We start from the raw sequence: 25781 nt of genomic DNA on the forward strand, positions 1-25781 counted from the left end.
TGCGACGGATGCCGCCGCGGCTCAGTAGCTCGGACGCTCGCCGGTTCCGGCACTCGTGCCGGTCGCGGAGGGGTCCCGTCCGTCTGCGGAGCCCGTCGCGCGGTGCGCGCTGTCCGCGTCGCCCGAGGCATCCGCTGCGCCGTCCGTGCCGATGAAGCGATCGGCGAGGGCCTCCGACGCCCGTGCGAGCAGCGCGACATCCGCCCCGACCGCGACGAACGAGGCGCCGGCGTCGAGGTAGCGCTCGGCGTCGGCGGGCACGAATGCGTTCACGCCGACCGGCACGCCCGCCGCGACGCCCGCGCGGATCGACGCGAGCACCGCCTCGACGACCTGGGGGTGCGACTGCTGGCCGAGGTGACCCATCGATGCGGCGAGGTCGGCGGGGCCGACGAAGAGGCCGTCGACGCCGGGCGTCGCGGCGATGGCCTCGACCGAGGCGACCGCGGCCGCCGACTCGATCTGCACGAGGAGGCTGATGGTCGACGCGGCATCCGCCAGATAGTTCTCGACGCGGTTCCAGCGTGAGGCGCGCGCGAGCGACGAGCCGACCCCCCGGACGCCGCTCGTGGGGTAGCGGACCGCGCGGACGATCCCGGCCGCCTGCTCGGCCGAGTCGACCATCGGCACGAGCAGGTTCTGCACGCCGAGGTCGAGGAACTGCTTGATGACCACCGTGTCGCCGTACGGCACGCGCACGACGGGGGAGACGGGGTAGGCCGCGACCGCCTGCAGCTGCGCGAGGATCGACTCGAGCCCGTTGGGGGAGTGCTCGCCGTCGATGAGCACCCAGTCGAGCCCGCTCCCCGCGGCGATCTCGGCGACGAGCGGGCTGCCGGAGCACACCCACATGCCGACCTGCGGTCGGTCGGCCTCGTCGATGCGAGCGGCGAAGGTCGGCGGCAGGGTCAGGCGAATCGGCACGAGATGCTCCCGAGGTCGTGGTAGTCGGCGTGGACGGTGTCGCCGCGCTCGACCCACATGGGCCGCGTGAAGCTGCCGGCGAGGATGATCTCGCCCGCGCCGAGCGACTGCCCGTGCGCCGCGAGCTTGTTCGCGAGCCACGCGACGCCCATGGCGGGGTGGCCGAGCACCGCGCCGGCGACGCCGGACTCCTCGATGGTCTCGTTGCGCGAGAGCAGTGCGCCGACCCAGCGGAGGTCGACGTCGTCGACCTTCACCGGGCGCCCGCCGACCACCATCGCGCCCATCGCGGCGTTGTCGCTGATCGTGTCGACGATCGTGCGGCCCTCGAGGGCGATGTGCGAGTTCAGCACCTCGAGCGCGGGCACGACGTACTCGGTCGCGCGGAGCACGTCGAAGATCGTCGTGTCCGGGCCCTCGAGCGGAGCGCCCAGCACGAACGCGAGCTCGACCTCGATGCGCACGTTCGAGAATCGGTCGAACTCGATGACCGAGCCCGACTCGTAGACCATGTCGTCGAAGATCACGCCGTAGTCGGGCTCGGTGATGCCCGTGGCGACCTGCATGACCTTCGAGGTGAGCCCGATCTTGCGTCCGACGAGCCTGGCGCCCGCCGACATCCGCCGCTCGGCCCACTCGCGCTGCACCGCATACGCATCCTCGACGGTCATGCCGGGGTTGCGCGCGGTCAGGAGCGGGACGGTCGTGCGGTCGCGGTCGGCGGCGAAGAGTTCGTCGGCGATCTCCCGGATGCGTGACGGGTCTGGCACGTGATCTCCACTTCGTCGTGAGCGTCACGCCGATCGTATCGATCGTCGCGACAGCCTGATATCTCAGATCATATACGATCTGTCCGCCCAGTTCGAGGGCGGCGAGCGGATGCCCCGGCCGAACGCTCGCGCGAGGCATCCGCCCTATGGCTCGAGACCTCGAGGCTCAGGCGTTCACGCGGATGATCTCGTGCTGGTACGGCGCCACGATCCGGTCCGAGACCCGGCAGTCGAGGAGCAGGAACCGCCGATCGGCGACGGGCTCGGCCGCCCAGGCGGCGAGCCGGTCGAGGTCGGCGAGCTCGCGGACGACGACGCCCTCGGCGCCGACGGCCGTCGCGAGGCCCGCGAAGTCGACCTCGGGGATCCGCATCGGCGGCTCGGCGAGGCCCTTGCGGCCGTAGAGGTGCACCTCGGCACCGTAGGCGGTGTCGTTCCAGACCACGGCGATGCCGCGGCCGGCAGCGGTGCGGACGGCGGTCTCGAGGTCGGCGATGGCCATGAGCCCGCCGCCGTCGCCGGTGGTGAGCACGATCGTCGCTTCGGGCTTCGCCGCCGCGGCGCCGGGCACGCTCGGGAAGCCGAGGCCGATCGACTGGAACGCGGTGCCGATCATCATCATCCGGTCGGGGGATGCCACGGGCCAGTACATGTTCGCCCACCCGATGAAGTGGCCGCCGTCGGAGACGACGACGCGGTCCTCCGGGAGGAGTTCCGCGAGGCGCGCGGCCACCGAGCGCGGGTCGAGCTTGCCGTCCTCGGGCACGATGCCGACGCCCCGGTCGTGCGCGCGGAGCGGCGCGATCGCGAGCGACTCCCGCCATCCCGACGACTCGGCCGCGAGCGCCGCGAGCTCCTCGACGAGCGCGCGGGCGACGAGCGCCGCATCGCCCCTCACGTAGGCGCCGACGTGCGGGTGCGTCGCGGCCGGCGCGACGTCGACCTGGGCGACGTGGGTCCCGGGCGCGAACAGGTCGCCGAAGCGCATCGTGAACTGGTTGAGCGAGGCGCCGAAGACGACCGCCACGTCGGCCTCGCGGATGAGTGCCATGGCGCCCTCGGCGCCGAACCCGCCAGTCACGCCGAGGTCGTACCGCTCGTCGGGGAAGACGCCTCGCCCGAGCGCGGTCGTCGCGGTGACGGCGCCCGTGGCCGCCGCGAGTTCGCCCAGCACGGCGCCGGCGCCGGCGACCCATGCACCGCGGCCCGCGATCAGCACGGGGCGGCTCGCACCGGCGAGCGCCCGGGCGAGCGAGGCGATCGCGCCTGCGGCGAAGTCGCCGCGCGGAGCGAGCGGGACGGGCAGGCTCGGTGCGGCGGTCTCCGGCACGGGCCCGGCCTCGAGCGCGGCGACGTCGTAGGGGATCGCGAGCACGGTGGGCACCCGGTACGCCAGGGCGTGCTCGATCGCGATGACGGTCGTGGCCGCGGCATCCGCCCGCCCGACCGTGTAGGTGCGGGCGCCGACGCCCGACGCGAGCGCGATCTGGTCGACGCCCCACGGCCGCGGGCCCGAGGTCGGCTCGTCGCCGACGACGAGCACGAGCGGCACGTGCGCCTGCACCGCCTCGGCGAGGGCGGTCAGCGTGTTCGTGAATCCGGCGCCGTAGGTCGCGGTGGCCGCGGCGAGCCGGTTCGAGGCGCGGAAGTGCGCGTCGGCCGCGACGACGCCGCCCACCTCGTGGCGGACCGCGGTGAAGGTCGCCTCGGTCTCGCGTTCGATCGCATCGAGGAACCAGGCGTTGCCGTTGCCCATGACGCCGAAGACGTGGTCGACGTGGGCGGCGAGCGTGCGGGCGACGTGCGCGGAGACAGTGGGCATGGCGGAGCCTTTCGAGACGGTGACGGATGCGGGGACTTCCGTATGTGTCTCGCGGGGCCGGCCGGACCGGCCTGACGCTTCGCGCCCTTTTTTCGAGCGCCGGCGCCGCGGCGGAGCATGCGTTCCGCGGGGCGCCTGGACCCTCGCAGTCTACGCGAGGGGCGAGGGGGCCGACCGCCGCGGCGTCATGAGCCGCGGCCATGGGGCAGGATGGCACGGGTGAAGACGATCCAGCTGCGCCGGTACACGCTCGTCGACGGGGAGTACGACGCCTTCGTGGCGTGGTGGAAGGAGTGGATGCCGCGAGTGCGGCCGGAAGCCGGGTTCGCGATCGAGTTCGCCTACGGCATCCGCGAGGCGAACCAGTTCGTCTGGGCCGTGAGCGCGCCCGGCGACGCCGATGCGTTCCGTGCGCTCGAGGCCGAGTACCTCGCCTCCGACGCGCGGGCCGCCGCGTTCGACGGCGTGCCGCAGCGCGTCGCGGTGTACGACATCGCCCTCGTCGACGACGTGTTCGCCTGAGGTGCAGAGCGGATGCCACGGCTCGCCGCCGAGGCATCCGTCGCCCCCGTCACCGGACGTCGTGTACAGCGCCCTCGCAGTCCGGCCATGGCTATGATCTGAGCATCCCCTTGGACAACCCCGTGGTCGACGCTGCCCATCAGTGAGCGCGACCCGAACAGGCCGACGAGGTCCGACCCGCGGCTGGAAGGAAGAGCCGTGAGCCACGAGTTCGACGCCCGCCGTGAGGATTGGATCGCCCGAGAGGAACTCGCCGAGCGCATGATCCCGCTCATCGGCGGGTTGTACCGCCGGCACGGGGTCGTGACCTCGATCCACGGCCGGCGGCTCATCAACCGCTCCGCGGTCGAGCTGCTGAAGGCGCACCGCTTCGCTCGCCAGGCCGGCGACGTCGAACTCGACCTCGCCGACACCATGCGCGTGCTCGAGGCGCTCACCGAGATCGCCCCCGGCCCCGCCTCGATCGACGTCGCACGCCTCGTCTCGCGGTTCCACGCGGCGCCCGAAGGCACCGACCTCGTCGACTTCCTGCGCTCCGAGCTCGCACCCGTGCTCGTCGACCCCACGGCCGGCGCCGCCGACGGCGACGCCGACGCGCAGGGCGCCCCCGCGGCATCCGGCACCGACGTCGTGCTCTACGGCTTCGGCCGCATCGGGCGCCTGCTCGCCCGCATCCTCATCGCGCACGCCGGCGGCGGCCAGGGCCTGCGCCTCCGCGCGATCGTCGTGCGCAAGGGTGCCGAGAACGACCTGCAGAAGCGCGCGAGCCTGCTCCGCCGCGACTCCGTGCACGGCCCCTTCCAGGGCACCATCACGGTCGACGAGGAGGCGAACACGATCCTCGCGAACGGCACGCTGATCCAGGTCATCTACTCCGACGACCCCGGCACGATCGACTACACCGCGTACGGCATCTCCGACGCGATCGTCGTCGACAACACCGGCCGCTGGCGCGACGAGGCGGGCCTCAGCCGCCACCTCGAGTCGACCGGCGTCGCGCGGGTTCTCCTCACCGCGCCCGGCAAGGGCGCGATCAAGAACATCGTGCACGGGATCAACCACGGCGACATCGAGTCGGGCGACCGCATCCTGTCGGCGGCCTCGTGCACGACGAACGCCATCACCCCGGTGCTCGCCGCGATCGACGAGGCGTACGGCGTCGGCCGCGGCCACGTCGAGACCGTGCACTCGTTCACGAACGACCAGAACCTCATCGACAACTTCCACAAGGGCGACCGCCGCGGCCGCTCGGCGGTGCTCAACATGGTCATCGCCGAGACGGGCGCCGCGAAGGCCGTCTCGAAGGCGCTGCCGGCGCTCGAGGGCAAGCTCACCGGGTCCGCGATCCGCGTCCCCACGCCCGACGTGAGCCTCGCCATCCTGAACCTGCAGCTCGAGCGCCCGACCGACAAGGCGACGCTGAACGCCTACCTCCGCAAGGTCTCGCTCACCTCGCCGCTGCGCCAGCAGGTCGACTACATCGAGTCGGCCGAGGTCGTCTCGACCGACTTCGTCGGCAGCCACCGCGCGGGCATCGTCGACGGCCTCGCGACCATCGCCGACAGCACCGACGTCGTGCTCTACGTCTGGTACGACAACGAGTACGGCTACTCGTGCCAGGTCGTCCGGGTCATCGAGGCCATGGCGGGCACCCACCCCGTCGTGCTCCCCGAGCGCGAGCCCGTTCGCATCGAGCAGGTCGCCGCGGCGGCCGTGCCCGAGGTCGCCGAGGTCGGCTGAGCGGATGCCGCGGGGCGGGCGCCGCACGGCGGCGGCTCGCCCCGCGCCCGGCCGTAGGCTGATGGCATGAGCAGCGAAGCCGTCATCGTCGACGTCGTCCGCACGCCCGTGGGGCGCGGCAAGCCCGGAGGAATGCTGAGCGGGATCCATCCCGTCGACCTCCTCGCGGGCGCCCTCACCGCGATCGTCGACCGCAACGACCTCGACCCGGGCCTCCTCGACGACGTGATCGGCGGCTGCGTGAGCCAGATCGGCGAGCAGTCGTACAACATCACCCGCAACGCGGTGCTCGCCGCCGGCTTCCCCGAGCACGTGCCGGGCACGACGATCGACCGGCAGTGCGGGTCGAGCCAGCAGGCGGCGACGTTCGCCGCGCAGGCGGTCCTCGCCGGGCAGGCCGACATCGTGATCGCGTGCGGGGTCGAGTCGATGAGCCGCGTGCCGCTCGGCTCGAGCGCGGCGGGCGCCGACCCGTTCGGCACCCGCATGCGCGCGCGCTACCCCGAGGGCCTCGTGAGCCAGGGCGTCTCGGCCGAGCTGATCGCGCAGAAGTGGGGCTTCTCGCGGGACGAGCTCGACGCCTTCGCCGGGCGCTCCCACGAGCTCGCCGCGGCGGCGGGCGAGTCGGGCGCCTTCGCGACCGAGCTGGTCCCCGTCGCGGGCGTCGACCGGCTCGTCGACGAGACCGTCCGACCGGGCACCTCGGTCGAGTCGCTCGCGGGGCTCAACCCCGCATTCCGCACGGATGCCCTGGCCGAGCGCTTCCCCGACCTCGAGTGGCGCATCACGCCCGGCAACTCCTCGCCGCTCACCGACGGTGCATCCGCGGCGCTCATCATGAGCGCCGACGTCGCCGAGAAGCTCGGCCTGACCCCGCGGGCGCGGTTCCGCGCGTTCTCGGTCGTCGGCAGCGATCCGTTGACCATGCTCACGGGCGTGATCCCGGCGACCGCGAAGGTCCTCGAACGCGCGGGCCTCTCGCACGACGACATCGACGCGTACGAGGTCAACGAGGCGTTCGCGTCGGTGCCGCTCGCCTGGCTCGCCGAGACCGGGGCGGATGCCGCGAAGCTCAACCCGCGCGGGGGCGCCATCGCGCTCGGCCACGCGCTCGGTTCGAGCGGCACGCGCCTGCTCACGACGCTCGTGAACCACCTCGAGGCGACCGGCGGCCGCTACGGCCTGCAGACGATGTGCGAGGGCGGCGGCATGGCCAACGCCTACGTGGTCGAGCGCCTCTGACCGCGACGAACCCCTCCCCGCCGAGTGATGCACGTCGCGCCGGGTGAGACAGGGCCACCGGCATCACTCGGCGCGACCGGCATCACTCGGTGACATCCACCCCTCGAACGAAGGAGCAACATGGAACTCAGCGGAGCATCCGCGATCGTCACGGGCGGCGCCTCCGGCCTCGGCCGGGCCACCGCGCAGGCCCTCGTCGACGGCGGCGCGCACGTCGTCCTCGTCGACCTGCCCGGCCCGCGCGGCGAGCAGGCCGCGGCTGAGCTCGGCGAGCGCGCCCGGTTCGTGCCGGCGGATGTCGCCGACGAGGTGCAGGTCGCCGAGGCGATCGCCGCGGCATCCGCCCTGGCCCCGCTCCGCGTCGCGGTGAACTGCGCGGGCATCGTGACCGCGAACCGCACCGTCGGCCGCGACGGCCCGGCGCCGCTCGATGCGTTCGAGCGCACCATCCGGGTGAACCTCATCGGCACGTTCAACGTGATCCGCCTCGCCGCCGCGGCCATGGCCGAGACCGAACCCGTCTCCGCGGGGGTCGCCGGCGGCCCCGCGACGCTCGAGCGCGGGGTCATCGTGAACACGGCGTCCGTCGCGGCGTTCGACGGGCAGATCGGCCAGGCCGCCTACTCGGCGTCGAAGGCCGGCGTCGCCGGCATGACGCTGCCGATCGCGCGCGACCTGTCGAAGCTGCTCATCCGGGTCGTCACGGTCGCTCCCGGCATCTTCGAGACGCCGATGATGGCGGGCATGCCCGACGACGTACGCGCCTCGCTCGCGCAGCAGGTGCCGCACCCGTCGCGGCTCGGGCACCCGAGCGAGTACGCCGCGCTCGTGCGCTCGATCATCGCGAACCCGATGCTGAACGGCGAGACGATCCGCCTCGACGGCGCGATCCGGATGCAGCCGAAGTAGGGCGGGTGCCGACCTGCGAGGGGGCGGATGCCGCGGCGTGAGCCTGCGGCATCCGCCCCCTGTCCTCGGACCGGGTCGGGCCGGTGACCGACCTCAGATGCGGCCGAGCGACAGCGCCGACCCGCCGCGCCCGCGGACCGTCTTGATGACGCCGTCGATCACGTCCCACACCGTCACCGCGATCGCGCCGAAGACGATGATCGTCGTCACGACGCCGCCGGCCTCGCCCCACGGCCAGCCGATGACGTCGAGGAACTCGGGGTTGATCAGCTGACCCGTCGTGAACAGCCACAGGGCGGGCACGATGAACGCGATGTTGAGCAGGAGGTTCACGACCGCGAGCCACCAGTTCCAGCCCCAGGCGTAGATCGCGGCCGCGAAGACCATCTCGAGCCCGATCAGCACGAGGAACCACGGGATCCAGAACGACCACAGGTCGGGGGAGAGGACGGGCACGGTCTCGCCGATGGGGTTGACGACCGGCGCGCCGTACCCCTGCCAGATGATCAGGATCGCGAACAGCGTGAGGAAGACGAGCGACGCGATGAGGTCGCCCAGTCGACCGGCCCGCCCGGTCTCGGGCAGCTCGGGGAGCATATCGGGGTTCCACGACAGGTCGGGTGCCCGCCCCGGCGAGCGCTCGAGGATGGCGAAGATCAGGGTCGGCCAGAACCCGAGGTGCACCGCGAGCGCGAACGCGACGGAGAACGCGTCGGCGAACGACTCGCCGATGGGCGCCTGCGACAGCATCTTCGCGAGGAGCACGGCGCCCGCGGCGATCGGCAGCACGATCGCGTAGAGCATCTTCACGAGCCGCCACCAGGTGAGGAAGTACCGCGGGCCGATGAGCTGGAGCGGGCGGTCGACGTACCTCGCCGCGAGCACCGCGGGGTCGCCGAGCTCGACGAGGGCCATGCGCTCCGCGTCGGCCGGCGCGCGGCCGGTGCCGACGAGGGCATCGGATGCGTCGCCGATGCGCTCGCGCAGCTCGCGGTCGAGGTCGGCGCGCTGGGCGTCGGGCACGGTGCGGACGGCGGCCCACACGTATCGGTCGGTCAGGGTCGTGGTCGGAGCGGTCATCGTTCGTCTCCCGAAGTGAGCCGGGCGAGGGCCCGGTCGATGTTCTTCCAATCGGCGGTGAGGATGCCGGCGAGCTGCTCGCCCGCCGGGCTGGTGCGGTAGAACTTGCGGGGCCTCGCCTCGTCGGTGTTCCACTCGCTCGTGAGGAGGCCCTGCTTCTCGAGTCGCCTGAGCAGCGGGTACAGGGTGTTCGCGTCGACCGTGATGCCGATGCGGTTCAGCGACTCGAGCAGGGCGTACCCGTAGTCGGGCTCGCGCAGCCGGACGAGGCAGCCGAGCACGACCGTGCCGCGCCGCAGTTCCTGCAGGTGGCCGGCAGTCGTGTCATCCATGCTCATGTCTTGCACTGTACTGTGCAACGCACACTATTGCAACAGTTCGGTACCGTTCTCAGGAGCGGGCGACGGAATCACCGCGCTTCTCAGGACGACACGCCGGTGCCCACGGCGACACGCCGAAATCCTCCTGAGAAGAGCATGGCCCTACTCGCCCGCGTGGGCCTCGAGGAACGCGTAGACCTCGACGTCGTCGACGCCCGGGAACGTGCCCGAGGGCAGCGGCGAAAGCACGTGGGCGTGCAGGCGGGCACTCGGCCACGCCCGGCCGGACCAGCGCTCGGCCAGCCCGTCGGGCGCGCGACGGCAGCACGACTCGTCGGGGCAGCGCGACTCGGAGCGCAGCGTCGTCTCGCGCCCGCGGAACCACTTCGCCTGGTTGAACGGCACCCCGACCGTGATCGAGAACTCCGAGGCATCCGTTCGACCCGTCTGCGTCGCGCACCAGAAGGTGCCGACCGGCGTGTCGGTGTACTGGTAGTTCTCGGTCGTGCGGTTGGTGTGCTCGAAGGCCGTGCGCGCGCTCCACTTCTTGCACACCCACTGGCCCTCGATCGAGCCCGTGACATCCGTCGGCAGCGGCAGGCCGTCGTTCTCGTAGCCCTTGAGCAGCGCGCCGTCGCCGTTGACGCGCAGGAAGTGCACGGTCATGTCGAGTTGGCTCGTCGCGAGGTTCGTGAACCGCAGCGCCGCGGCCTCGTGCGTGACGCCGAACGCGTCGCGGAAGTCCTCGATCGCGAGGCGCTTGTCCCGCTTCGCCTCCTGCAGGAAGGCGACGGATGCCTCCTGCGGCATCAGGCACGCGGCCGCGAAGTAGTTGATCTCGAGGCGCTGCCAGAGGAACTCGACGTAGCTCGCGGGCGGCTCGTGGCCGAGGAGTCGGTGGGCCATGGCCTGCAGCGCCATCGAGCGCAGGCCGTGACCGCCGGGGATCGAGGCCGGCGGCAGGTAGATGCGCCCGTTCGCGAGGTCGGTGATCGAGCGCGTCGAGTCGGGCAGGTCGTTGACGTAGATCAGCTGGAACCCGAGCCGCTCGGCCATGACGCTCACCTCGCGGTGCGTGAGCGCGCCCTGGCGGTGGCCCGAGGAGCGGACCTGCTCCTCGGCGAGCTGCTCGATCTCGGGGAGGTAGTTGCTTCGCGCGCGCATCCGCTCGCGGAGCTCGGTGTTCGCGCGGCGCGCCTCCTCGGGCGTCGCGATCGCCTCGCTCGCCCGTCGCTGCAGCTCGTGGTGGAGGCCGACGATCGCCTCGAGCGACTCGTCGGTCATGCCGCGGGTCGGCTTCACGTGCGGCAGGCCGAGCGCGGCGTAGAGCGGGCTCGACTGCGCTCGCCCGAGTTCGAGTTCGAGCTCGGCGCGGCGGCTCGGCGCCTCGCGGCTGAGCAGGTCGGCGAGGTCGACCTCGAGGGCCGACGCGAGCGCGTCGAGCGTCGACAGCTTCGGCTCGCGCTTGCCGTTCTCGATGAGCGAGAGCTGGCTGCCCGCGAGCCCGACCCGGTCGCCGAGTTGGTCGAGCGTCAGCCCGAGGTCGGTGCGGTAGTGCCGGATGCGGTGGCCGAGCGTGGCCAGGTCTGGGCTGCCGAGCTTCATGCTCTTCAGAATATCGAAAGATCGCGGATTCTTAACACTCGAAACGGCCGAATGGATGTCCCATCCTCACTCACACTGGAAACACGCCACCGATCACGGCGGCTCTCCAGACTCCTCGAAAGGACGACGATGACCATCTCCGACTTCTCGGTCAGCGCCTCCGGACCCGCCTCGGACGCGGAGGACCGCCCGCGCGGCACGACCGACGCCGCGCTGCGCGCCTGGGTCGCCGAGATCGCCGCGATCACCCAGCCCGACGACATCGTGTGGTGCGACGGCTCCAAGCAGGAGGCCGACCAGCTCACGCGCCAGCTCATCTCCGAGGGCAAGCTCATCAAGCTCAATCCCGAGTGGCGTCCCAACAGCTACCTCGCACGCACCGACCCGTCGGACGTCGCGCGCGTCGAGGACCGCACCTTCATCTGCTCCACCTACGAGGAGGACGCGGGCCCCACGAACAACTGGCGCGACCCGCACGCGATGCGCGAGGAGCTCATCGGCGTCTTCACGGGCTCGATGAAGGGCCGCACGATGTACGTCGTGCCGTTCTCGATGGGTCCGCTGGGCGGCGAGATCAGCCAGCTCGGCGTCGAGATCACGGACTCGCCGTACGTCGTGCTCTCGATGGGCATCATGACGCGCATGGGCGAGCAGGTGTACCGCCTGATCGAGGCCGGCGAGCCGTGGGTGCGCACCATCCACTCGCTCGGCTACCCGCTCATCGACGGCGTCGGCCACCGTCGCGACGACGTCGAGTGGCCCTGCAACGAGACCAAGTACATCGTGCAGTTCCCGGACTCCCGCGAGATCTGGTCGTACGGCTCGGGCTACGGCGGCAACGCGCTGCTGGCGAAGAAGGCGTTCGCGCTCCGCATCGCGAGCGTCATGGCGCGCGACGAGGGGTGGCTCGCCGAGCACATGCTGCTCATCAAGGTCACCTCGCCCGAGGGCAAGGCGTACCACATCGCGGCCGCGTTCCCGTCGGCGTGCGGCAAGACGAACCTCGCCATGCTGCGACCGACGATCCCCGGCTGGAAGGTCGAGACCATCGGCGACGACATCGCCTGGATGCGCCCCGGGGAGGACGGCCGCCTCTACGCGATCAACCCCGAGGCCGGCTTCTTCGGCGTCGCTCCCGGCACCGGTGAGACCACCAACCCGACCGCCGTACAGACGCTCTGGGGCAACACGATCTTCACGAACGTCGCGCTCCGCCCCGACGGCGACGTCTGGTGGGAGGGCCTGACCGACACCGTGCCGGCCGAGCTCACCGACTGGCAGGGCAACCCGTGGACCCCGGGCTCGGGCCGCCCCGCTGCACATCCGAACTCGCGCTTCACGGTCGCGGCGGCGCAGTGCCCGCAGATCTCGGACGACTGGGACGCGCACGACGGCGTGCCCATCGACGCGATCCTGTTCGGCGGTCGTCGCGCCACGAACGTCCCGCTCGTCGCCGAAGCGCGCTCGTGGAAGCACGGCGTGTTCATGGGCGCCACGATCTCGTCGGAGCAGACCGCTGCGGCCGAGGGCACGGTCGGCGAGCTCCGCCGCGACCCGTTCGCGATGCTCCCGTTCTGCGGCTACAACATGGCCGACTACTGGGGCCACTGGGTCAAGATGGGCCGCGTGCTCGGCACCAACGCCCCGAAGATCTTCCAGGTCAACTGGTTCCGCAAGGGCCACGACGGCAAGTTCCTCTGGCCCGGCTTCGGCGAGAACTCGCGCGTGATCGAGTGGATCGTCGGTCGCCTCGAGGGCACCGCCGAGGCCGACGAGACGCCGATCGGCAACCTGCCGGCCGAGGGCTCGCTCGACCTCGACGGCATCGAGATCTCCGAGGACGCGCTCGCGCAGCTCTTCGAGGTCGACCCCACGACCTGGCTCGCCGAGTGCGACCTCACCGAGGAGTACTTCGGCCAGTTCGGCGACCGGGTGCCCGCCGCCCTCCGCGCCGAGCTCTCCAGCCTCCGCTACCACCTGCAGCAGCAGGCGTCGTAGCGGACCAGCCGCCGGTCGTCGCTCAGGGGTGGGCGACGACCGGCGCACACGCGCGTGGGGGCGCGCGGACGGCGACGGATGCCGCGGGCGCGGCGTGCATGGAAAGGCGCGTCACGCCCGCGGCATCCGTCGCCGCATTCTGCCCGCGGATCGCCGGCCGGCCCGCGGAGTCTCGATCAGCCGATCTGGCCGCGGATCTCGCCGGCGGGGATGTCTCCCGGGAGGTTGGTGACCGGGGCCTCGCCGTCGTTCGTGTGGACGTTGACGTACGCGCCGCCGGACTCGATCATCTCGACCAGGTCGTCGAGCGACGCACCCGCCAGCGGCCCGACGAGGTTCGATGCAGTGATCGTCCCCGTCGCGATCACCCCGCTCGTCCGTCCGCCGTCGGGAGCCGCCGGCCCGTACAGGAAGGCGACGACCGGGCCGTTCACGCCCTCCGGCGCGAGGTGGATGTGCGCTGCGACCGGGTTCTCGAGGTTCGCCACGATGAGGCGGTAGTCGAGCTCGGTCCCGTCGGCGGACAGCTTGAAGACCGCTGCGCCACGCGCCAGGGAGTCGTTGGTGGGCACCTCCTCGCCGGCACTGAGTTGCGCGGTCCAGGTGCTGTCGGCGGCCTGGGCGCCGACGGGCGCGAGTGACGCGGCGACGGCCAGCGTCATCACGGACAGGATTCGGAGCGCGTTCATGGTCGATCTCCTCTGAGCGGATCCCGGCCGGCATCGGCGTCGGCCGATGCGCGCATTCTCGTCCTCGTCCGGCGCGGCCGAAACCCCCCGTGCGGTGGGTGCACCTCGAATGGGCGCCGCGGTGCGCGCCACGCGCCGCGCCTCCACCGCCGTCGCCGGGCGCGGGGCTACCGTGACCGCGGAGGGACCATGGAGTTCGGGACGGTCATCACGCAGGTCGGCGAGGTCATCGACATCCTCGGCGTCGTCGCCATCGTCGTCGGCGTGCTCTACGCGCTGGCGGATGCCGCGATCCGGCGACTCCGCAACCTCGGCCCGGTCTACACGCGGTTCCGTCGCGTGCTCGGCCGCGGCATCCTCATCGGCCTCGAACTGCTCGTGGCCGCCGACATCATCCGCACGGTCGCCGTCACGCCGACGATCGAATCGGTCACGGTGCTGGCGCTCATCGTGGTCATCCGGACCTTCCTCAGCTGGTCGCTGGAGGTCGAGATCTCGGGCCACTGGCCGTGGCAGAAGGCGCGGTACGCCGCCATCGATGAGGGCGCATCCGGGGCCGTTGCCGGGGCAGTGCCCCGGGAGTAGCGTTCGGTCATGGAGTGGGTGTGGATCGTGATCGGGATCGTCGTGGTCCTGGTCGTCCTCGGATTCGTGCTCGCGTCGCGCATCCGTCGCGACCGCTCGGCGGGAACCGAGGGGCCGGACCTCTGGGACGATGCGGACGCGCAGCGGCGTCGCGACGACCCCGAGATCCGGGAATGGAACCACGGCGGCGCGTAGGGCGTCGCGCGGAACGACGAGGCCTCAGCCGTCGAGCGACCAGACGGCCGCGACCGAGCGCATCGCGCGGCCTTCCGGCGGGCGCAGGTCGACGAGTGCGACCTGGACGAGGCGCGCCATCCGGCCCGTCGGCATCGCGCCGCGCACCGTATCGGTCACGTGAGGCCGGAAGTCGGAACGCGCCCGGGCGACGTCGACGTCGGCCTCGCGCAGCGCATCGAGCAGGCGCGTGCGCATCGCGCCGAGCGGTCCGTCGTCACCGACGAGCGTCACGGGCACGTCATGGCGCCGGCCGAACATCGCCCGGTCGAACGCGGTGACCTCGATCGCCCGTCGGCCGTGCAGCACGGGTGCCATGAGGTCGGCGACCCACGGGGCGTCGTGCCGGGTCTCGAACGGCTCGACGACCGTGACGTGCAGCGGCCACGACGAGACCGGGAACGAGTCGCCGGCGGCGAGGGGGTCGATCGGCAGCACCACGGCGAAGCGTCCCATGCGGCGAGGCTACGCCGCATGGGACGCCGGTGAGTGTCAGACGCCGGCCTCGCCGAAGAGGTCGAGCAGCGCGTCGGGCGCGAAGCGCACCTCGACCGAGCCGGTCGGGCCGCGGTCGGCGGCGCCGACCCAGAGGCCCGAGCCCTCGTGCACGCGCATCCAGCCGTCGCGGAACACGATGTCGGCGCCGACGACGATGCCGATCACGGGCGACTCGCCCGCGCGAACGGCGATGGAGCCCTCGATGTCCTGCTCGGCCTGCGCGTCGACGTCCTCGCGCGCGGTGACGCCGACCAGCGGACGCAGCGTCGGGGTGGCGAACCCGGGCACGTCGAAGGGGCTGCCGGCCGCGGCATCCGGAACGACGCCGACGTGCACGCTCGTCGAGACGAGCGCGGTCTCGGCGCGGCCGTCGAGCACGAGCCGGCTGCCGACGCGGAAGCGGTAGAACACGCGACCGTCGACGGGTGCCGTCGGCACTACGACCGCCGTGACCCAGTTGCGGGTCCAGGCGAGCGGGTCGCCGCCGCGGCTCGGCGGGTCGTAGAGGCTCGCCGTGACCCGGACCGCGCCGTCGGTGCGCGTGGGCGCGGCGCGGAGCGACGTCGGCCGATCGCCCGCCGGGGCGACCGAGCGCGCCTGCTCGAACGCGGGCAGGCGCTGGGTGTCCCACTCGCGCAGCCACGTCTGGAGGCGTGCGCGGAGGGCGTCGAAGCTGGGCTCCGGCGAGGCGGGCGCCTCGTCCTCGGCGGTGGCGGGGGCGGACAGGACCGCGGCGAGGTCGCGCACGGTGGTCGCGCCGCGGGCAGCGGTCCTGGGAGCGTCGAGCAAGGTCATGGTGGTCCTCCGGGGTGGATGGCGCGTGCGCGCCGGAAACGCGATGAGGACACGCTACGAACGCCCCGAGGCGCGCGGCATCCGCGCAGGCCCCGGGGCGGGGTGGGGGAGAACCCTGAATCCGAGGTGGTGCGAACCGCGCGGCCCGGGGCGGCGCGGCTCGCGCCCACGGCTCGCGCCCGCGGCTCAGACGAGCAGCTGGTGCTCGGCCAGCTCGCGGTAGAGCGGCACGCTCTCGACGAGCTCCTGGTGGGTGCCCTCGCCGATGACGCGGCCGTCTTCCACGACCACGATGCGGTCTGAGTCGACGACCGTGGAGAGCCGGTGCGCGATGACGATCAGCGTGCGCCCGGCGGCGACCGCGTCGATCGCCTCGCGCATCATGCGCTCGTTCACGCCGTCGAGGGAGGAGGTCGACTCGTCGAGCAACAGGATCGGCGGCGCGGCGAGCAGGGCCCGCGCGATCGCGAGCCGCTGGCGCTCGCCGCCGGAGAGCATGATGCCGTTCTCGCCGACCTGCGCCTCGAGCCCGGCCGGGTCGCGCTCGAGCACCGAGCCGAGATTCACGGCGTGCAGCACGTGCACGCACTCCTCGTCGGTCGCGTCGGGGCTGCCGAGCTTGAGGTTGTCGCGGATCGTGCCGGCGAGCACGGGGGCGTCCTGTTCGACGTAGCCGATCTGCGCTCGGAGCTCGGTGCGATCGAGCGCCCGCAGGTCGAGCCCGCCGAGGCGCACGGTGCCGACGCTCGGGTCGTAGAACCGCTCGATGAGCGCGAGGATCGTCGACTTGCCGGCGCCGGACGGGCCGACGAGCGCGATGCGCTGCCCGCGAGGCACCCGGAAGGAGACGCCGCGCAGCACCGGCTGGCGGTCGGTCACGTCGGGCTCGGGCAGGTGCTCGTCGGGCGAGTCGTTGCCGGGGTCGGCCGGGTCGGACGGACGGGTGAGCGCGTACGCGAAGTGGACGTCGTCGAACTCGACGGCCGCGGCATCGGGCAGCAGGCCCTCGTTCGCCGGCCCGACCATGACGGCGCGCGCCGCGAGCTGCCGGTCGTGCGCGTCCTCGTCGGGCAGGTCGAGGATCTCCTGGATGCGCCCGAGGGCGCCGAGCGCCTGGTTGACCGACGTGATCGCGCCGAACGCCTGGCCGAGCGGCAGGATCATCATGAACAGGAAGAGGATGAACGCGACGAGGTCGGCGATCGTGATCGCGCCCGACGCGACGCGGAAGCCGCCGACGCCGAGCACGACGAGGAACGAGACCTGCATCGCGATGCCGGCGATCGGGACGATGAGCGCCGAGATCCGAGCGACCTTGACGCCCATCTCCCATGCGCCCTCGGCCTCGACCCCGACGTCGCGCACCTCGCGCTCGGTCGCACCCGCGGCGCGGATCGTGCGCACCGACGTGATGGCCCGTTCGACGGAGGCCGCGACGTCGCCCACCTTCGCCTGGGCCGCGTGCGACGCCTCGCGCACGCGCGCCGAGAGCAGGGTCACGGTCGTGATGGCGACCGCGACGACGAGCACGGTGAGGCCGAGGAGCGCCGCGTCGATGACGAGCATCGCGATGAGCGCACCGACGAAGGTGACCGCGCCGCCGATCGCCTCGACGAGGCCCTGCGTGAGCACGGCGCGCAGCATGGTCGTGTCGCTGCCCACCCGGGAGACGAGGTCGCCCGTGCGCCGCGTGTCGAACTCGGCGATCGGCAGGTGGAGGATCTTCGCGATGAGGCGGCGCCGGCTCGAGAGCACGACGCCCTCGCCGGTGCGCTGCAGCAGGTAGTGCTGGTAGCCGGTGATGATCGCGCTGACGACGACGAGCCCGACGAGCAGCCAGACGATGCCGTCGAGCGGGTCGCCGGCCTCGACGATGGTGATCACTCGACCCACGAGGAGGGGCTGCGCGAGGCTCGCGATCGCGCCGACGATGGAGAGCGCCGCGACGAGGATGAGCACGGGGCGGTGCTCGAAGATGAACGGCAGCAGCTGGCGGAACGTCGCACGCGGGCCGGGCGGGGTCTCGCCTCGGCGCCCGAACGGGCTGCGGCGTGCGGGTCGGCCGGACTCGGGGGCCTTCGCCTCGGATGCCGACGCGCCCGCGTCGGCATCGCGGCCGGGTCGCCGACCGGCGGGGTCGCGTCGGCCGACGAGCGGGATGCTCCCGGTGCGGGCGGCGCGCTCGGCCGCGCGTTCGGCGGCGCGGGCGGCGGCGCGGGGTCCGGGTGTGGTCTCGGTGTCGCTCATGAGGTCTTTCCTTCGCGGCGCGCGGCGGCGGCATCCGTCGTCGGGGATCGCGGGCCGCATTGCAGCATACGTCGCCCGGCTGGGAGGCTCAGGCCCGCCCGACCTTCTTGTGGACAGCCTGCCTGCTGACCTCGAGCGCGGGGCCATCCATCTCGTCGTCAACCGTGGTTGACATCGCCGCCGGGTGAGGCGATGACGGATGCCGCGAGCGCGTGCCCTGCGATGCACGACGCCGTGGTATCCGCCCCGCCGATCGCGGCCGCGAGGTACCCGGCCGCGAACGCGTCGCCCGCGCCGGTGAGGTCGCGCACCACGGTGACCGGCGGCACCGGCACGCGAGCGACGCGCGCCCCGCGGTCGAACACCTCGGTCGGATGCGGTCCGTGCTTCACGACGACTCGATCCGCCGCGGATGCCGCGACCTCGCCGCCGCCGGCGAGGCCCAGCAGCTCGGCCTCGGTCTCGTTCGCGAACAGCACGTCGGGGCGGAGCTCGGCGAACCAGCCCAGCACGCGCTCGACGCCGAGCCCCTCGACGAGCCCCGTGGACGACGCGTCGATCGAGACGCGGGCGCCGCGTTCGCGGGCGAGCCCGACCAGACGGTGGACCTCGGCGCGCATGGGCTCGTGCTCGAAGCCGTAGCTCGGCACGTGCAGCCAGGCGACGCCGTCGAGCCATGCCGGGTCGACGGCCCAGAGTTCGGCCGCCGCCGCACGGTCGGGGAACATCGTGCGCTCGCCGTCGGGTGCGACGACGAGGACGACGGCGCCGGTTCGTCCGTCCCGCTGGACGCGCACATCCACGCCGCTCCCGGCGAGTGCGGCGACGAGCGCGGCGCCCGCCCCGTCGTCGCCGATGCGGCCGATGAACCGCGTCGGCGTCAGGGACGCCGCGTGCGCGGCGACGTTCGCGGCGCTGCCGCCCCGCGAGCGGAACACCTGCGCCGCAGAGTCCGTCGCGGCGCGGATCGGCTCCGTCGCCCAGACGACGATGTCCTCGAGCAGGTCGCCGACGACGACGAGGACGCCGTGAGCGGATGCGCCGGGAGCGGACGCGTTCGGCACGGCCTCCCGGCGGTCCGGCTCAGCCGGCGAGCTCACGCGCGATCTCCGCACCGAGTCGGGCGTTGCCGCGGTACACCGCGAGGTTCGCCTCGAGGCTCCGGCCGCCCGTCGCGCGCTGGACGAAGTCGAGGAGGAACGGCGTCGTGTCGTGCCCGGTCACGCCCGCGGCATCCGCCGCAGTGAGCGCCTCGGCGAGCACCCGCGTGTGGACCTCGGGGTCGAGCTGGTCGGCCTCCGCGACCGGGTTGGCGACGAGCACGGCCGAGGCCAGCCCGAGCTCGTCGCGGCCGCGCGCGACCGCCGCCGCCTCCGACGCCGACTCGACGCGCGCCGGCACCGGAAAGCCGGAGTCGGCGACGTAGAAGCCGGGGAAGCGGTCGGTCCGGAAGCCCAGCACGGTGATCCCGAGGGTCTCGAGGCGTTCGAGGGTCGCACCCACGTCGAGGATCGACTTCACGCCGGCGCTCACGACCACGATGGGCGTCGTGGCGAGCGCGGGCAGGTCGGTCGACTCGTCGAACGTGTCGCTCGCTCCGCGATGCACACCGCCGAGGCCGCCCGTCGAGAACACCCGGATGCCGGCGCGGTGCGCGAGCCACGCCGTCGCCGCGACCGTCGTCCCGGCGTCGAGGCCCGCGGCGCGGGCGACCGGGAGGTCGCGCGTGCTCGCCTTGACGACGTCGTCGGCGGTGCAGAGTCGCTCGATCTCGTGCTCGTCGAGGCCGACCACCGCCGTGCCGCCCACGACCCCGATCGTCGCGGGCTCGACGCCGGCCTCGCGCACGAGCGCCTCGGTCGCGAGGCCGACCTCGAGGTTCCGCGGGCTCGGCAGCCCGTGCGTGAGGATCGTCGACTCGAGTGCGAGGACGGGCCGCCCGGCGGCGACGGCGTCGCGCACGCGATCGGCCACGCGCAGTGCGGGGGAGCGGTCGGGCTGCATGCGCCTCATCGTATGCGGCGGCCGCAGCGTTGCGTCGGTGCTCCGCCGGGTGGTGCGGCCCCGTGGCGCCCGCTGCCCTCGGCGCCGCGTGTGTCCGCGTGTGACGGCGCCCCGCGACATCCGCCATTGCCCGGCGTATCGTCGCCTCCACGAACCGACCGATCCGCCGATCGAGGAGCACGCCATGTCGCCGCACAACCCGCACGCCGCCGCCGAGTCCCGCACGGGCCTCGCGATGGGCATGCGCGGCTGCGTCGAGGGCGAGTCCTGCTCGAGCGACCGGCCTGGCCACGGGCTGCACCCGATGCAGGACCGCCTCTCGCGGATCGTCGCGAGCCGGTGGACCGACGCGGTCGTGGTCGCGACGGCGTCCGACGGGTTCGTCGAGCTCGTCGACCTCGAGGGCGGCGCGCACCGCGTGTGGAATCACGGCGCCCTCACCGGGCGGCTCGCGGCCGGCGACCCGGTCGCGCTGCACCCCGTGTACGGCGTGCTCGCCCGCGGCGACGACCGCTACAGCGTCGCGGCCGTCTGACCCGCCCGTCCGATCCACGCGCCGCCACCCCGGGCGCACGCGACGCGGCCGCCCGGGCCGCGTCGACGTGATGGAGTGCGCGTCAGCTCGCCGGCATCATCCCCTTCATCGCGCCCATCATCTTCTCCATGGCCATGACCGCCTGGTCGCACGCCATGGCGCACATGCGGCAGTGCTCGCTCATCTCGGCGTGCATCATGCACTCGGCCGAGCACGCGCGGCACATCATGACGCAGGTCTCCATCATCGACATCATGACCTGCATGTCATAGCCGGTGGTGCGGAGCATCATCCGCATCATCGTGTCGCACACGTCGGCGCAGTTCGCGCACATCGCGGCGCACCGGCCCATGCCCTCGCCCGCGTCGGCGTCGGCGCACATGATGCACGCCTGCATGCACGCGGAGAGGGCCTCCATACACTCCTGCATCATCGACATGTCCATGTCCTTCATGGGCATGTCCGACGCCGACATGGCGCCCTTCATCATGTCCATCGTCATGTTCATCCCGCACCTCGCCGTCTCCGGGGCGCCGGGTGTCGGTGCAGCCGGCGTTTGCGGCCCGGCGACCCTCTCGAGCCGAATGCTACGCCGCGGGCCGCGTGGCGAGAAGGGGGTCGAGCCGACCGTCACGAGCACGAAACGGGGCGGATGCCGCGGGGCTCGTCGAGCCCGTGGCATCCGCCCCGTTCGGTCGTTGCGCCGGGCCGTCGCTAGAGCGACGCGGCCTCGGCCTCGCCCTCGGCGAGCCGACCGTCGGCCGACACGCCGGCGGCCTCGTAGTCGACGTCCTTCGTCTCCGTCGAGACGAGGAGCGCCACGAGGGTCAGCACGCCCATCGCGGAGAGGTAGATGCCCACCGGCCACGGCTCGCCGCCGGCCGCCGCCCACAGGGCGACCGCGATGAGCGGTGCGACGGCGGCGCCGAGGATCGAGGCGACGTTGTACGCGATCGCCGATCCCGTGTACCGCACGTTGGTCGGGAACAGCTCGGGCAGCAGCGCGCCCATCGGACCGAACGTGGCGCCCATGAGCATGAACCCGAACACGAGGAAGGCCTGCGTGAGCGCGCCCGTGAACTTCGGGTCGAGCTGCGGCAGCAGGAACAGGTTGAACGTGAGGCCGAACAGGATGATCGCCGAAGTGACCCAGATGAGCAGGCGCCGGCGGCCGATGGCGTCGGCGATCGGACCGGACAGCAGCGTGAAGACGCCGAAGAACACGACGCCGATGATCTGCATGGTCACGAAGTCGGCGTAGCCGAACCCGAGGCCCGGGTAGAACTGCGCGGCGAAGGCGCTCGCGTCGAACGCGGTGCCGGATGCCTCGGCGGCGGCCTGCGCGGCCGCGCTCGCGGTCTCGAGGTCGGCGGCCTTCGTGCCGTACGACAGCGTGAAGTTCGTCATCAGGTAGAAGAGCACGTAGGTGGCGAGCATGAAGAACGTGCCGAGGACGAGCTCGCGCCAGTTGTGCCGGAACACCGTGCCGAGCGGGAGCTTGCGGATGGCGCCCTTCTCGCTCGCCTTGGTGAACGCGCTCGACTCGACGAGCCGCAGGCGCACCCAGAGGCCGACGACGACCATGACGGCCGAGAAGAGGAACGGCACGCGCCATCCCCACTCGAAGAACCACTCGCGCGAGGGCGCCGCGAGGTTGATCGCGAGGAACAGGCCGTTGGCGATGATGAAGCCGAGCGGTGCGCCGAGCTGCGGGAACGTGCCGTACCAGGCGCGCTTGCCGGCCGGGGCGTTCTCGGTCGCGACGAGCGCCGCGCCCGACCACTCGCCGCCGAGCGCGAAGCCCTGCGCGAGGCGGAGCACGAGGAGCATGAGCGCCGCGAACCAGCCGATCTGCCCGAACGTGGGCAGGAGTCCGATGAGGAACGTCGCGATGCCCATGACGAGCAGCGACGCGACGAGCGTCGCCTTGCGGCCGTGCTTGTCGCCGAAGTGGCCGAACACGATCGCGCCGATCGGGCGTGCGATCATCGCGGCGCCGAAGACGCCGAACGAGGCGAGGAGCGCCGTGGTCTGGTTGCCGGTGGGGAAGAAGAGGATCGGGAACACGAGGACGGCGGCCGTCGCGTACGCGTAGAAGTCGTAGAACTCGATCGTCGTGCCTACGAGGCTGGCGAGGATGACCCGGCCGCGCGAGTTCACGGGCGCGGCGGGGGTCGTGGCCGGGGCGTCGGCGGGGGACTGGGTTGCGGTCATTGCGGTGCGGGAACTTCCGATGGGGAGCGAGGCCCTCGCGGGGCGCGTCGATCGGGCGCCGCACCGCGCGGGTCGAGTGGATCCGCTGCTTGTGGCAACCTGCACAACCTACGCGGGCGTTCGCCGACGGAACGAACCGGATGCGACGAACGGCGGCACTCGTGCGACGAGCGGCGGCGCCGGTGCGACGTGTCGGTCGGCGACGGATGCCGCGCGCTCGCGCGTCACGGTTCGTCGCGGATTTCGACGCCTCGCGGTCATCGCGTAAGGTAAGCCTAACCTTCCGTCGTTCCGACGGACACGACCCCTCACAACCGGACAGGTGCCATGCCCGTGCTGCTGACCAGGACCGAGCCCGCGCTCGACCTGCTCGGCGGCGACCCCGGTGCCCCGGCGCTCGTGACCCCCACGAGCCGGATCGACTACGCCGAGCTGCACGACCGGATCGACGACCGCCGGGCGGCGCTCGGCGGCGGCCGGCGCCTCGTCTTCCTGTCGGCCGGCAACACCGTCGAGGCCGTCGTCACCTACCTCGCCGCCCTCGCGGGCGGCCACCCCGTGCTGCTGCTGCCCGCCGGCACCGCCGGCGCGGCGCTCGACGCGCTCGCCGACCGGTACGCGCCCGACGTGGTCGTCCGCGCCGACGAGCGCGGGTTCGAGCTGACGGATGCCTCCGGCGGCCCGTCGCACGCGTTCCATCCCGAACTCGCGCTGCTCGCGAGCACGTCGGGCTCGACCGGCTCGCCGAAGCTGGTCCGACTCTCGCGGACGAACGTGCTCGCGAACGCGGCGAGCATCTCGGAGTACCTCGGGCTCGCACCGGACGACCGCGCCGCGACGACGCTGCCGCTCGGCTACTGCTACGGCCTCTCGGTCGTCAACAGCCACCTCCGGTCGGGTGGCAGCCTGCTGCTCACCGACCGCTCGATCGTCGAGCCCGAGTTCTGGAGCGAGTTCGCCGCGCTCGGCGCGACCTCGTTCGCGGGCGTGCCCCACACGTACGAGCTGCTCGAGGCGACCGACTTCGCGCGCCGCGACCTGCCCGACCTGCGCTACGTCACGCAGGCGGGCGGCCGGCTCGCGCCCGAACGGGTCCGCGCGCTCGCGCGGCTGGGGCGCGAGCGCGGCTTCGACGTCGTCGTGATGTACGGCCAGACCGAGGCGACCGCGCGGATGGCCTACCTGCCGCCCGCGCTCGCCGAGACGGCCGCGGGCGCGATCGGCGTGCCGATCCCCGGCGGATCATTCCGGATCGACGAATCCGTCGGCGGCGGAGCGCCGGGCGAAGGCGAGCTCGTCTACTCGGGTCCGAACGTGATGATGGGCTACGCCGAGTCGCCGGCCGACTTCGCCCGCGGCGCGGAGCTCGCGGAACTGCGCACGGGCGACCTCGCCCGCCGCCGCGACGACGGCCTGCTCGAGATCACCGGGCGCCTCAGCCGCTTCGTGAAGAGCTTCGGGCTGCGCCTCGACCTCGACCGCATCGAGCGGCTCCTCGCGGCCGACGGCGTCGAAGCGCGCACGGTCGCCGTCGGCGAGCGGCTCGCGGTGTTCGTCCGCCACGACCGGTTCGCCGACGCCGCGCGGGCCGCCGTGATCCGGCACACCGGCGTCCCGGCGCACGCGTTCGACGTGCACGCGCTCGCCGAGTTCCCGCGCACCGCGAACGGCAAGCCCGACCACGCGGCGCTGCGCGCGCACGCGACACTCCTTCGGGCGACGGATGCCGCGACCCGCGGAGGCGCAGCGGATGCCGCCGCACCCGGATCCCCGGTCGACGTTGCCGCCTCCGCCGCCGATCTCCGCAACCTCTACGCGGAACTCCTCGGCCGGCCCGACGCGACCGAGGACGACAGCTTCGCCTCGCTCGACGGCGACTCCCTCAACTACGTCGAGGTCGCACTCCGACTCGAGGAGCGCATCGGCGCGCTGCCCGCCGACTGGCCGAGCCGGAGCATCCGCTCGCTCGCCCCGTCGGAGCCCAGCGCCGAGCCCGCCGGACCCGCCGACGACGCGTTCGGGCCGTCGCCGGGCGACGAGCCGACGCGGACGCGGACCCGCGCCCAGCGTGGCGCGGTCCCACCCGCGGCCCCGCGGCGTCGCCGCATCGCCCGGCTCGAGACCTCCGTAGTGCTCCGCGCGGTCGCGATCGTGCTCATCGTCGCGACGCACGCCGACGTCGTGCAGCTGAAGGGCGGGGCGCACCTGCTGCTCGCGGTCGCCGGGTTCAACCTCGCCCGGTTCCGGTTCTCCGGTGCGCCCGCGCGTGCGGGCGACGAACGCCCCGAACGCCGACGACGCGTGCGGGGCCTGCTCCGCAGCGCGGCGCTCATCGCCGTGCCCGCCGTCCTGTGGATCGGCGGCGTCGCGCTCGTCGCCCGCACCTACGACCCCGCCACGGTGCTGCTGTCGAACTGGCTCGTGCCGGGCGCGAGCGCCTGGAGCGAGCAGTGGCAGTTCTGGTTCCTCGAGACGCTCGTCTGGTCGATCGTCGGTCTCGCGGTGCTCTTCGCGATCCCGGGCGTGACGCGACTCGAGCGACGGCATCCGTACGCGTTCGCCCTCACCGTGCTCGGCATCGCCCTCGTCGTGCGCTACGTCGTCGCGGGCGGCATCACGCCCTCGTCGCCGATGCGCTACGCGCTCCCCGCCATCGCGTGGCTCATCGCGCTCGGCTGGCTCGTCGCCCGCTCGACGACGCTGCCGCGCAAGGCGGCCACGAGCGCCGTCGTGCTCGCGACGGTGCCGGGCTTCTTCGGCGACCCGGTGCGCGAGGGGATCGTCATCGTCGGGCTCGGCCTGCTCGTGTGGGTGACGAGCCTGCCGGTGCCCGCCGTGCTCGCCGGCGCGCTCGGCACCGTGGCATCCGCCTCGATGTTCGTCTACCTGACGCACTGGCAGGTCTACCCGCCCATCGAGGAGTGGTCGCCGCCGCTCGCGATCGTCGCCTCGTTCGCCGTGGGCCTCGCCGCCTGGTGGGCGTGGGGCCTGGCGACCGGATGGCTCGGCGCGAGACGGCGCCGACGGCCGCGCCCGACGGAGTGACCC

At 72.7% G+C, this 25781-nt stretch carries 23 protein-coding genes; 9 read left to right on the forward strand and 14 right to left on the reverse strand.

The features are described from left to right. Nucleotides 1-21 precede the first annotated feature (21 nt). The 3 genes from GJ743_RS14985 to GJ743_RS14995 all read right to left on the reverse strand — a co-directional run bounded on the left by GJ743_RS14985 (nt 22) and on the right by GJ743_RS14995 (nt 3516). Nucleotides 22-924 carry an HpcH/HpaI aldolase/citrate lyase family protein gene (locus GJ743_RS14985; RefSeq protein WP_328289238.1) on the reverse strand — a complete coding sequence of 301 codons (903 nt, stop codon included), beginning with the start codon at nt 922-924 and terminating at the stop codon, nt 22-24. Next, nucleotides 909-1694 carry a 2-oxo-hept-4-ene-1,7-dioate hydratase gene (gene hpaH, locus GJ743_RS14990; RefSeq protein ID WP_328289239.1) on the reverse strand — a complete coding sequence of 262 codons (786 nt, stop codon included), beginning with the start codon at nt 1692-1694 and terminating at the stop codon, nt 909-911. The genes GJ743_RS14985 and hpaH overlap by 16 nt, the downstream gene beginning before the upstream one ends. Nucleotides 1695-1860: 166 nt before the next feature. Beyond that, on the reverse strand, nt 1861-3516 hold the full coding sequence (locus GJ743_RS14995) for a thiamine pyrophosphate-binding protein (RefSeq protein WP_155052685.1): 1656 nt from the start codon (nt 3514-3516) through the stop codon (nt 1861-1863). Between the two features lie 219 nt (nt 3517-3735). Between GJ743_RS14995 and GJ743_RS15000 the strand changes: the two genes are divergently transcribed. From GJ743_RS15000 to GJ743_RS15015, 4 genes are all read left to right on the forward strand, one after another. Further along, complete coding sequence (locus tag GJ743_RS15000; RefSeq protein ID WP_328289240.1) at nt 3736-4038, forward strand: hypothetical protein; 303 nt, start codon at nt 3736-3738, stop codon at nt 4036-4038. Nucleotides 4039-4299: 261 nt separating this feature from the next. After that, a complete protein-coding gene (locus tag GJ743_RS15005) occupies nt 4300-5778 on the forward strand; it encodes a glyceraldehyde-3-phosphate dehydrogenase (RefSeq protein WP_230386830.1) in 1479 nt (492 codons plus the stop codon). A 66-nt stretch (nt 5779-5844) separates the two neighbouring features. Continuing rightward, the gene (locus GJ743_RS15010) at nt 5845-7020 is read left to right on the forward strand and encodes a thiolase family protein (RefSeq protein WP_155052689.1); all 1176 of its coding nucleotides are present in this window, start codon (nt 5845-5847) and stop codon (nt 7018-7020) included. A gap of 120 nt (nt 7021-7140) precedes the next feature. Further along, complete coding sequence (locus GJ743_RS15015; protein WP_155052691.1) at nt 7141-7929, forward strand: 3-hydroxyacyl-CoA dehydrogenase; 789 nt, start codon at nt 7141-7143, stop codon at nt 7927-7929. 93 nt (nt 7930-8022) lie between these two features. On the opposite strand, the gene GJ743_RS15020 is transcribed toward GJ743_RS15015, so the two are convergent. The 3 genes from GJ743_RS15020 to GJ743_RS15030 form a co-directional block, all read right to left on the reverse strand. Then, complete coding sequence (locus GJ743_RS15020; RefSeq protein WP_155052692.1) at nt 8023-9009, reverse strand: permease prefix domain 1-containing protein; 987 nt, start codon at nt 9007-9009, stop codon at nt 8023-8025. Beyond that, nucleotides 9006-9341, reverse strand: a complete 336-nt coding sequence (locus GJ743_RS15025; protein WP_230386831.1) for a PadR family transcriptional regulator — start codon at nt 9339-9341, stop codon at nt 9006-9008. Before GJ743_RS15025 ends, GJ743_RS15020 begins: the two co-directional genes overlap by 4 nt. A 150-nt stretch (nt 9342-9491) precedes the next feature. Beyond that, on the reverse strand, nt 9492-10934 hold the full coding sequence (locus GJ743_RS15030) for a helix-turn-helix domain-containing protein (RefSeq protein ID WP_155052694.1): 1443 nt from the start codon (nt 10932-10934) through the stop codon (nt 9492-9494). 129 nt (nt 10935-11063) lie between these two features. Between GJ743_RS15030 and GJ743_RS15035 the strand changes: the two genes are divergently transcribed. Further along, on the forward strand, nt 11064-12932 hold the full coding sequence (locus GJ743_RS15035) for a phosphoenolpyruvate carboxykinase (GTP) (RefSeq protein WP_155052695.1): 1869 nt from the start codon (nt 11064-11066) through the stop codon (nt 12930-12932). 176 nt (nt 12933-13108) lie between these two features. On the opposite strand, the gene GJ743_RS15040 is transcribed toward GJ743_RS15035, so the two are convergent. Beyond that, entirely contained in the window at nt 13109-13621 is a 513-nt protein-coding gene (locus GJ743_RS15040; protein WP_230386809.1) for a CHRD domain-containing protein, read from the reverse strand. Nucleotides 13622-13810: 189 nt separating this feature from the next. Between GJ743_RS15040 and GJ743_RS15045 the strand changes: the two genes are divergently transcribed. Beyond that, complete coding sequence (locus tag GJ743_RS15045; RefSeq protein ID WP_155052696.1) at nt 13811-14206, forward strand: DUF1622 domain-containing protein; 396 nt, start codon at nt 13811-13813, stop codon at nt 14204-14206. Between the two features lie 9 nt (nt 14207-14215). Beyond that, the gene (locus tag GJ743_RS15050) at nt 14216-14401 is read left to right on the forward strand and encodes a hypothetical protein (protein ID WP_155052697.1); all 186 of its coding nucleotides are present in this window, start codon (nt 14216-14218) and stop codon (nt 14399-14401) included. 24 nt (nt 14402-14425) lie between these two features. On the opposite strand, the gene GJ743_RS15055 is transcribed toward GJ743_RS15050, so the two are convergent. From GJ743_RS15055 to GJ743_RS15075, 5 genes are all read right to left on the reverse strand, one after another. Beyond that, the gene (locus GJ743_RS15055; protein ID WP_155052698.1) at nt 14426-14896 is read right to left on the reverse strand and encodes a 2'-5' RNA ligase family protein; all 471 of its coding nucleotides are present in this window, start codon (nt 14894-14896) and stop codon (nt 14426-14428) included. 36 nt (nt 14897-14932) lie between these two features. Beyond that, on the reverse strand, nt 14933-15733 hold the full coding sequence (locus tag GJ743_RS15060; RefSeq protein WP_155052699.1) for a hypothetical protein: 801 nt from the start codon (nt 15731-15733) through the stop codon (nt 14933-14935). Nucleotides 15734-15919: 186 nt separating this feature from the next. Continuing rightward, complete coding sequence (locus GJ743_RS15065; RefSeq protein WP_155052700.1) at nt 15920-17980, reverse strand: ABC transporter ATP-binding protein; 2061 nt, start codon at nt 17978-17980, stop codon at nt 15920-15922. A 158-nt stretch (nt 17981-18138) separates the two neighbouring features. Further along, a complete protein-coding gene (locus GJ743_RS15070; protein ID WP_328289242.1) occupies nt 18139-19080 on the reverse strand; it encodes a carbohydrate kinase family protein in 942 nt (313 codons plus the stop codon). After that, the gene (locus tag GJ743_RS15075; protein ID WP_155052701.1) at nt 19064-19984 is read right to left on the reverse strand and encodes a pseudouridine-5'-phosphate glycosidase; all 921 of its coding nucleotides are present in this window, start codon (nt 19982-19984) and stop codon (nt 19064-19066) included. Before GJ743_RS15075 ends, GJ743_RS15070 begins: the two co-directional genes overlap by 17 nt. A gap of 184 nt (nt 19985-20168) precedes the next feature. Here GJ743_RS15075 and GJ743_RS15080 point away from each other — a divergent pair, with 184 nt between their 5' ends. Then, nucleotides 20169-20519, forward strand: coding sequence for a hypothetical protein (locus tag GJ743_RS15080; protein ID WP_155052702.1), 351 nt, complete (start codon nt 20169-20171; stop codon nt 20517-20519). An 82-nt stretch (nt 20520-20601) separates the two neighbouring features. Here GJ743_RS15080 and GJ743_RS15085 read toward each other — a convergent pair whose 3' ends face one another. Together GJ743_RS15085 and GJ743_RS15090 are read right to left on the reverse strand one after the other, a co-directional pair. Next, on the reverse strand, nt 20602-21159 hold the full coding sequence (locus GJ743_RS15085; RefSeq protein WP_230386810.1) for a hypothetical protein: 558 nt from the start codon (nt 21157-21159) through the stop codon (nt 20602-20604). A gap of 74 nt (nt 21160-21233) precedes the next feature. After that, the gene (locus GJ743_RS15090) at nt 21234-22733 is read right to left on the reverse strand and encodes an MFS transporter (protein WP_155052703.1); all 1500 of its coding nucleotides are present in this window, start codon (nt 22731-22733) and stop codon (nt 21234-21236) included. A 333-nt stretch (nt 22734-23066) separates the two neighbouring features. On the opposite strand from GJ743_RS15090, the gene GJ743_RS15095 reads away from it, so the two are divergent. After that, on the forward strand, nt 23067-25778 hold the full coding sequence (locus GJ743_RS15095; RefSeq protein WP_155052704.1) for an AMP-binding protein: 2712 nt from the start codon (nt 23067-23069) through the stop codon (nt 25776-25778). Nucleotides 25779-25781: the final 3 nt, after the last annotated feature.

Source organism: Agromyces bracchium, from assembly GCF_009709675.1.
Lineage (GTDB): Bacteria > Actinomycetota > Actinomycetes > Actinomycetales > Microbacteriaceae > Agromyces > Agromyces bracchium.

Bases quoted from the DNA above. Each gene is read 5' to 3' on its own strand.
- GJ743_RS15010 (WP_155052689.1), top strand. From the start codon at position 5,845: ATGAGCAGCGAAGCCGTCATCGTCGACGTCGTCCGCACGCCCGTGGGG.
- GJ743_RS15090 (WP_155052703.1), bottom strand. From the start codon at position 22,733: ATGACCGCAACCCAGTCCCCCGCCGACGCCCCGGCCACGACCCCCGCC.
- GJ743_RS15060 (WP_155052699.1), bottom strand. From the start codon at position 15,733: ATGACCTTGCTCGACGCTCCCAGGACCGCTGCCCGCGGCGCGACCACC.
- GJ743_RS15055 (WP_155052698.1), bottom strand. From the start codon at position 14,896: ATGGGACGCTTCGCCGTGGTGCTGCCGATCGACCCCCTCGCCGCCGGC.
- GJ743_RS15050 (WP_155052697.1), top strand. From the start codon at position 14,216: ATGGAGTGGGTGTGGATCGTGATCGGGATCGTCGTGGTCCTGGTCGTC.
- GJ743_RS15030 (WP_155052694.1), bottom strand. From the start codon at position 10,934: ATGAAGCTCGGCAGCCCAGACCTGGCCACGCTCGGCCACCGCATCCGG.
- GJ743_RS15075 (WP_155052701.1), bottom strand. From the start codon at position 19,984: ATGCAGCCCGACCGCTCCCCCGCACTGCGCGTGGCCGATCGCGTGCGC.
- GJ743_RS15025 (WP_230386831.1), bottom strand. From the start codon at position 9,341: ATGGATGACACGACTGCCGGCCACCTGCAGGAACTGCGGCGCGGCACG.
- GJ743_RS15020 (WP_155052692.1), bottom strand. From the start codon at position 9,009: ATGACCGCTCCGACCACGACCCTGACCGACCGATACGTGTGGGCCGCC.
- GJ743_RS15080 (WP_155052702.1), top strand. From the start codon at position 20,169: ATGTCGCCGCACAACCCGCACGCCGCCGCCGAGTCCCGCACGGGCCTC.
- GJ743_RS15065 (WP_155052700.1), bottom strand. From the start codon at position 17,980: ATGAGCGACACCGAGACCACACCCGGACCCCGCGCCGCCGCCCGCGCC.
- GJ743_RS15035 (WP_155052695.1), top strand. From the start codon at position 11,064: ATGACCATCTCCGACTTCTCGGTCAGCGCCTCCGGACCCGCCTCGGAC.
- GJ743_RS15045 (WP_155052696.1), top strand. From the start codon at position 13,811: ATGGAGTTCGGGACGGTCATCACGCAGGTCGGCGAGGTCATCGACATC.
- GJ743_RS15015 (WP_155052691.1), top strand. From the start codon at position 7,141: ATGGAACTCAGCGGAGCATCCGCGATCGTCACGGGCGGCGCCTCCGGC.
- GJ743_RS14995 (WP_155052685.1), bottom strand. From the start codon at position 3,516: ATGCCCACTGTCTCCGCGCACGTCGCCCGCACGCTCGCCGCCCACGTC.
- GJ743_RS15040 (WP_230386809.1), bottom strand. From the start codon at position 13,621: ATGAACGCGCTCCGAATCCTGTCCGTGATGACGCTGGCCGTCGCCGCG.
- GJ743_RS15005 (WP_230386830.1), top strand. From the start codon at position 4,300: ATGATCCCGCTCATCGGCGGGTTGTACCGCCGGCACGGGGTCGTGACC.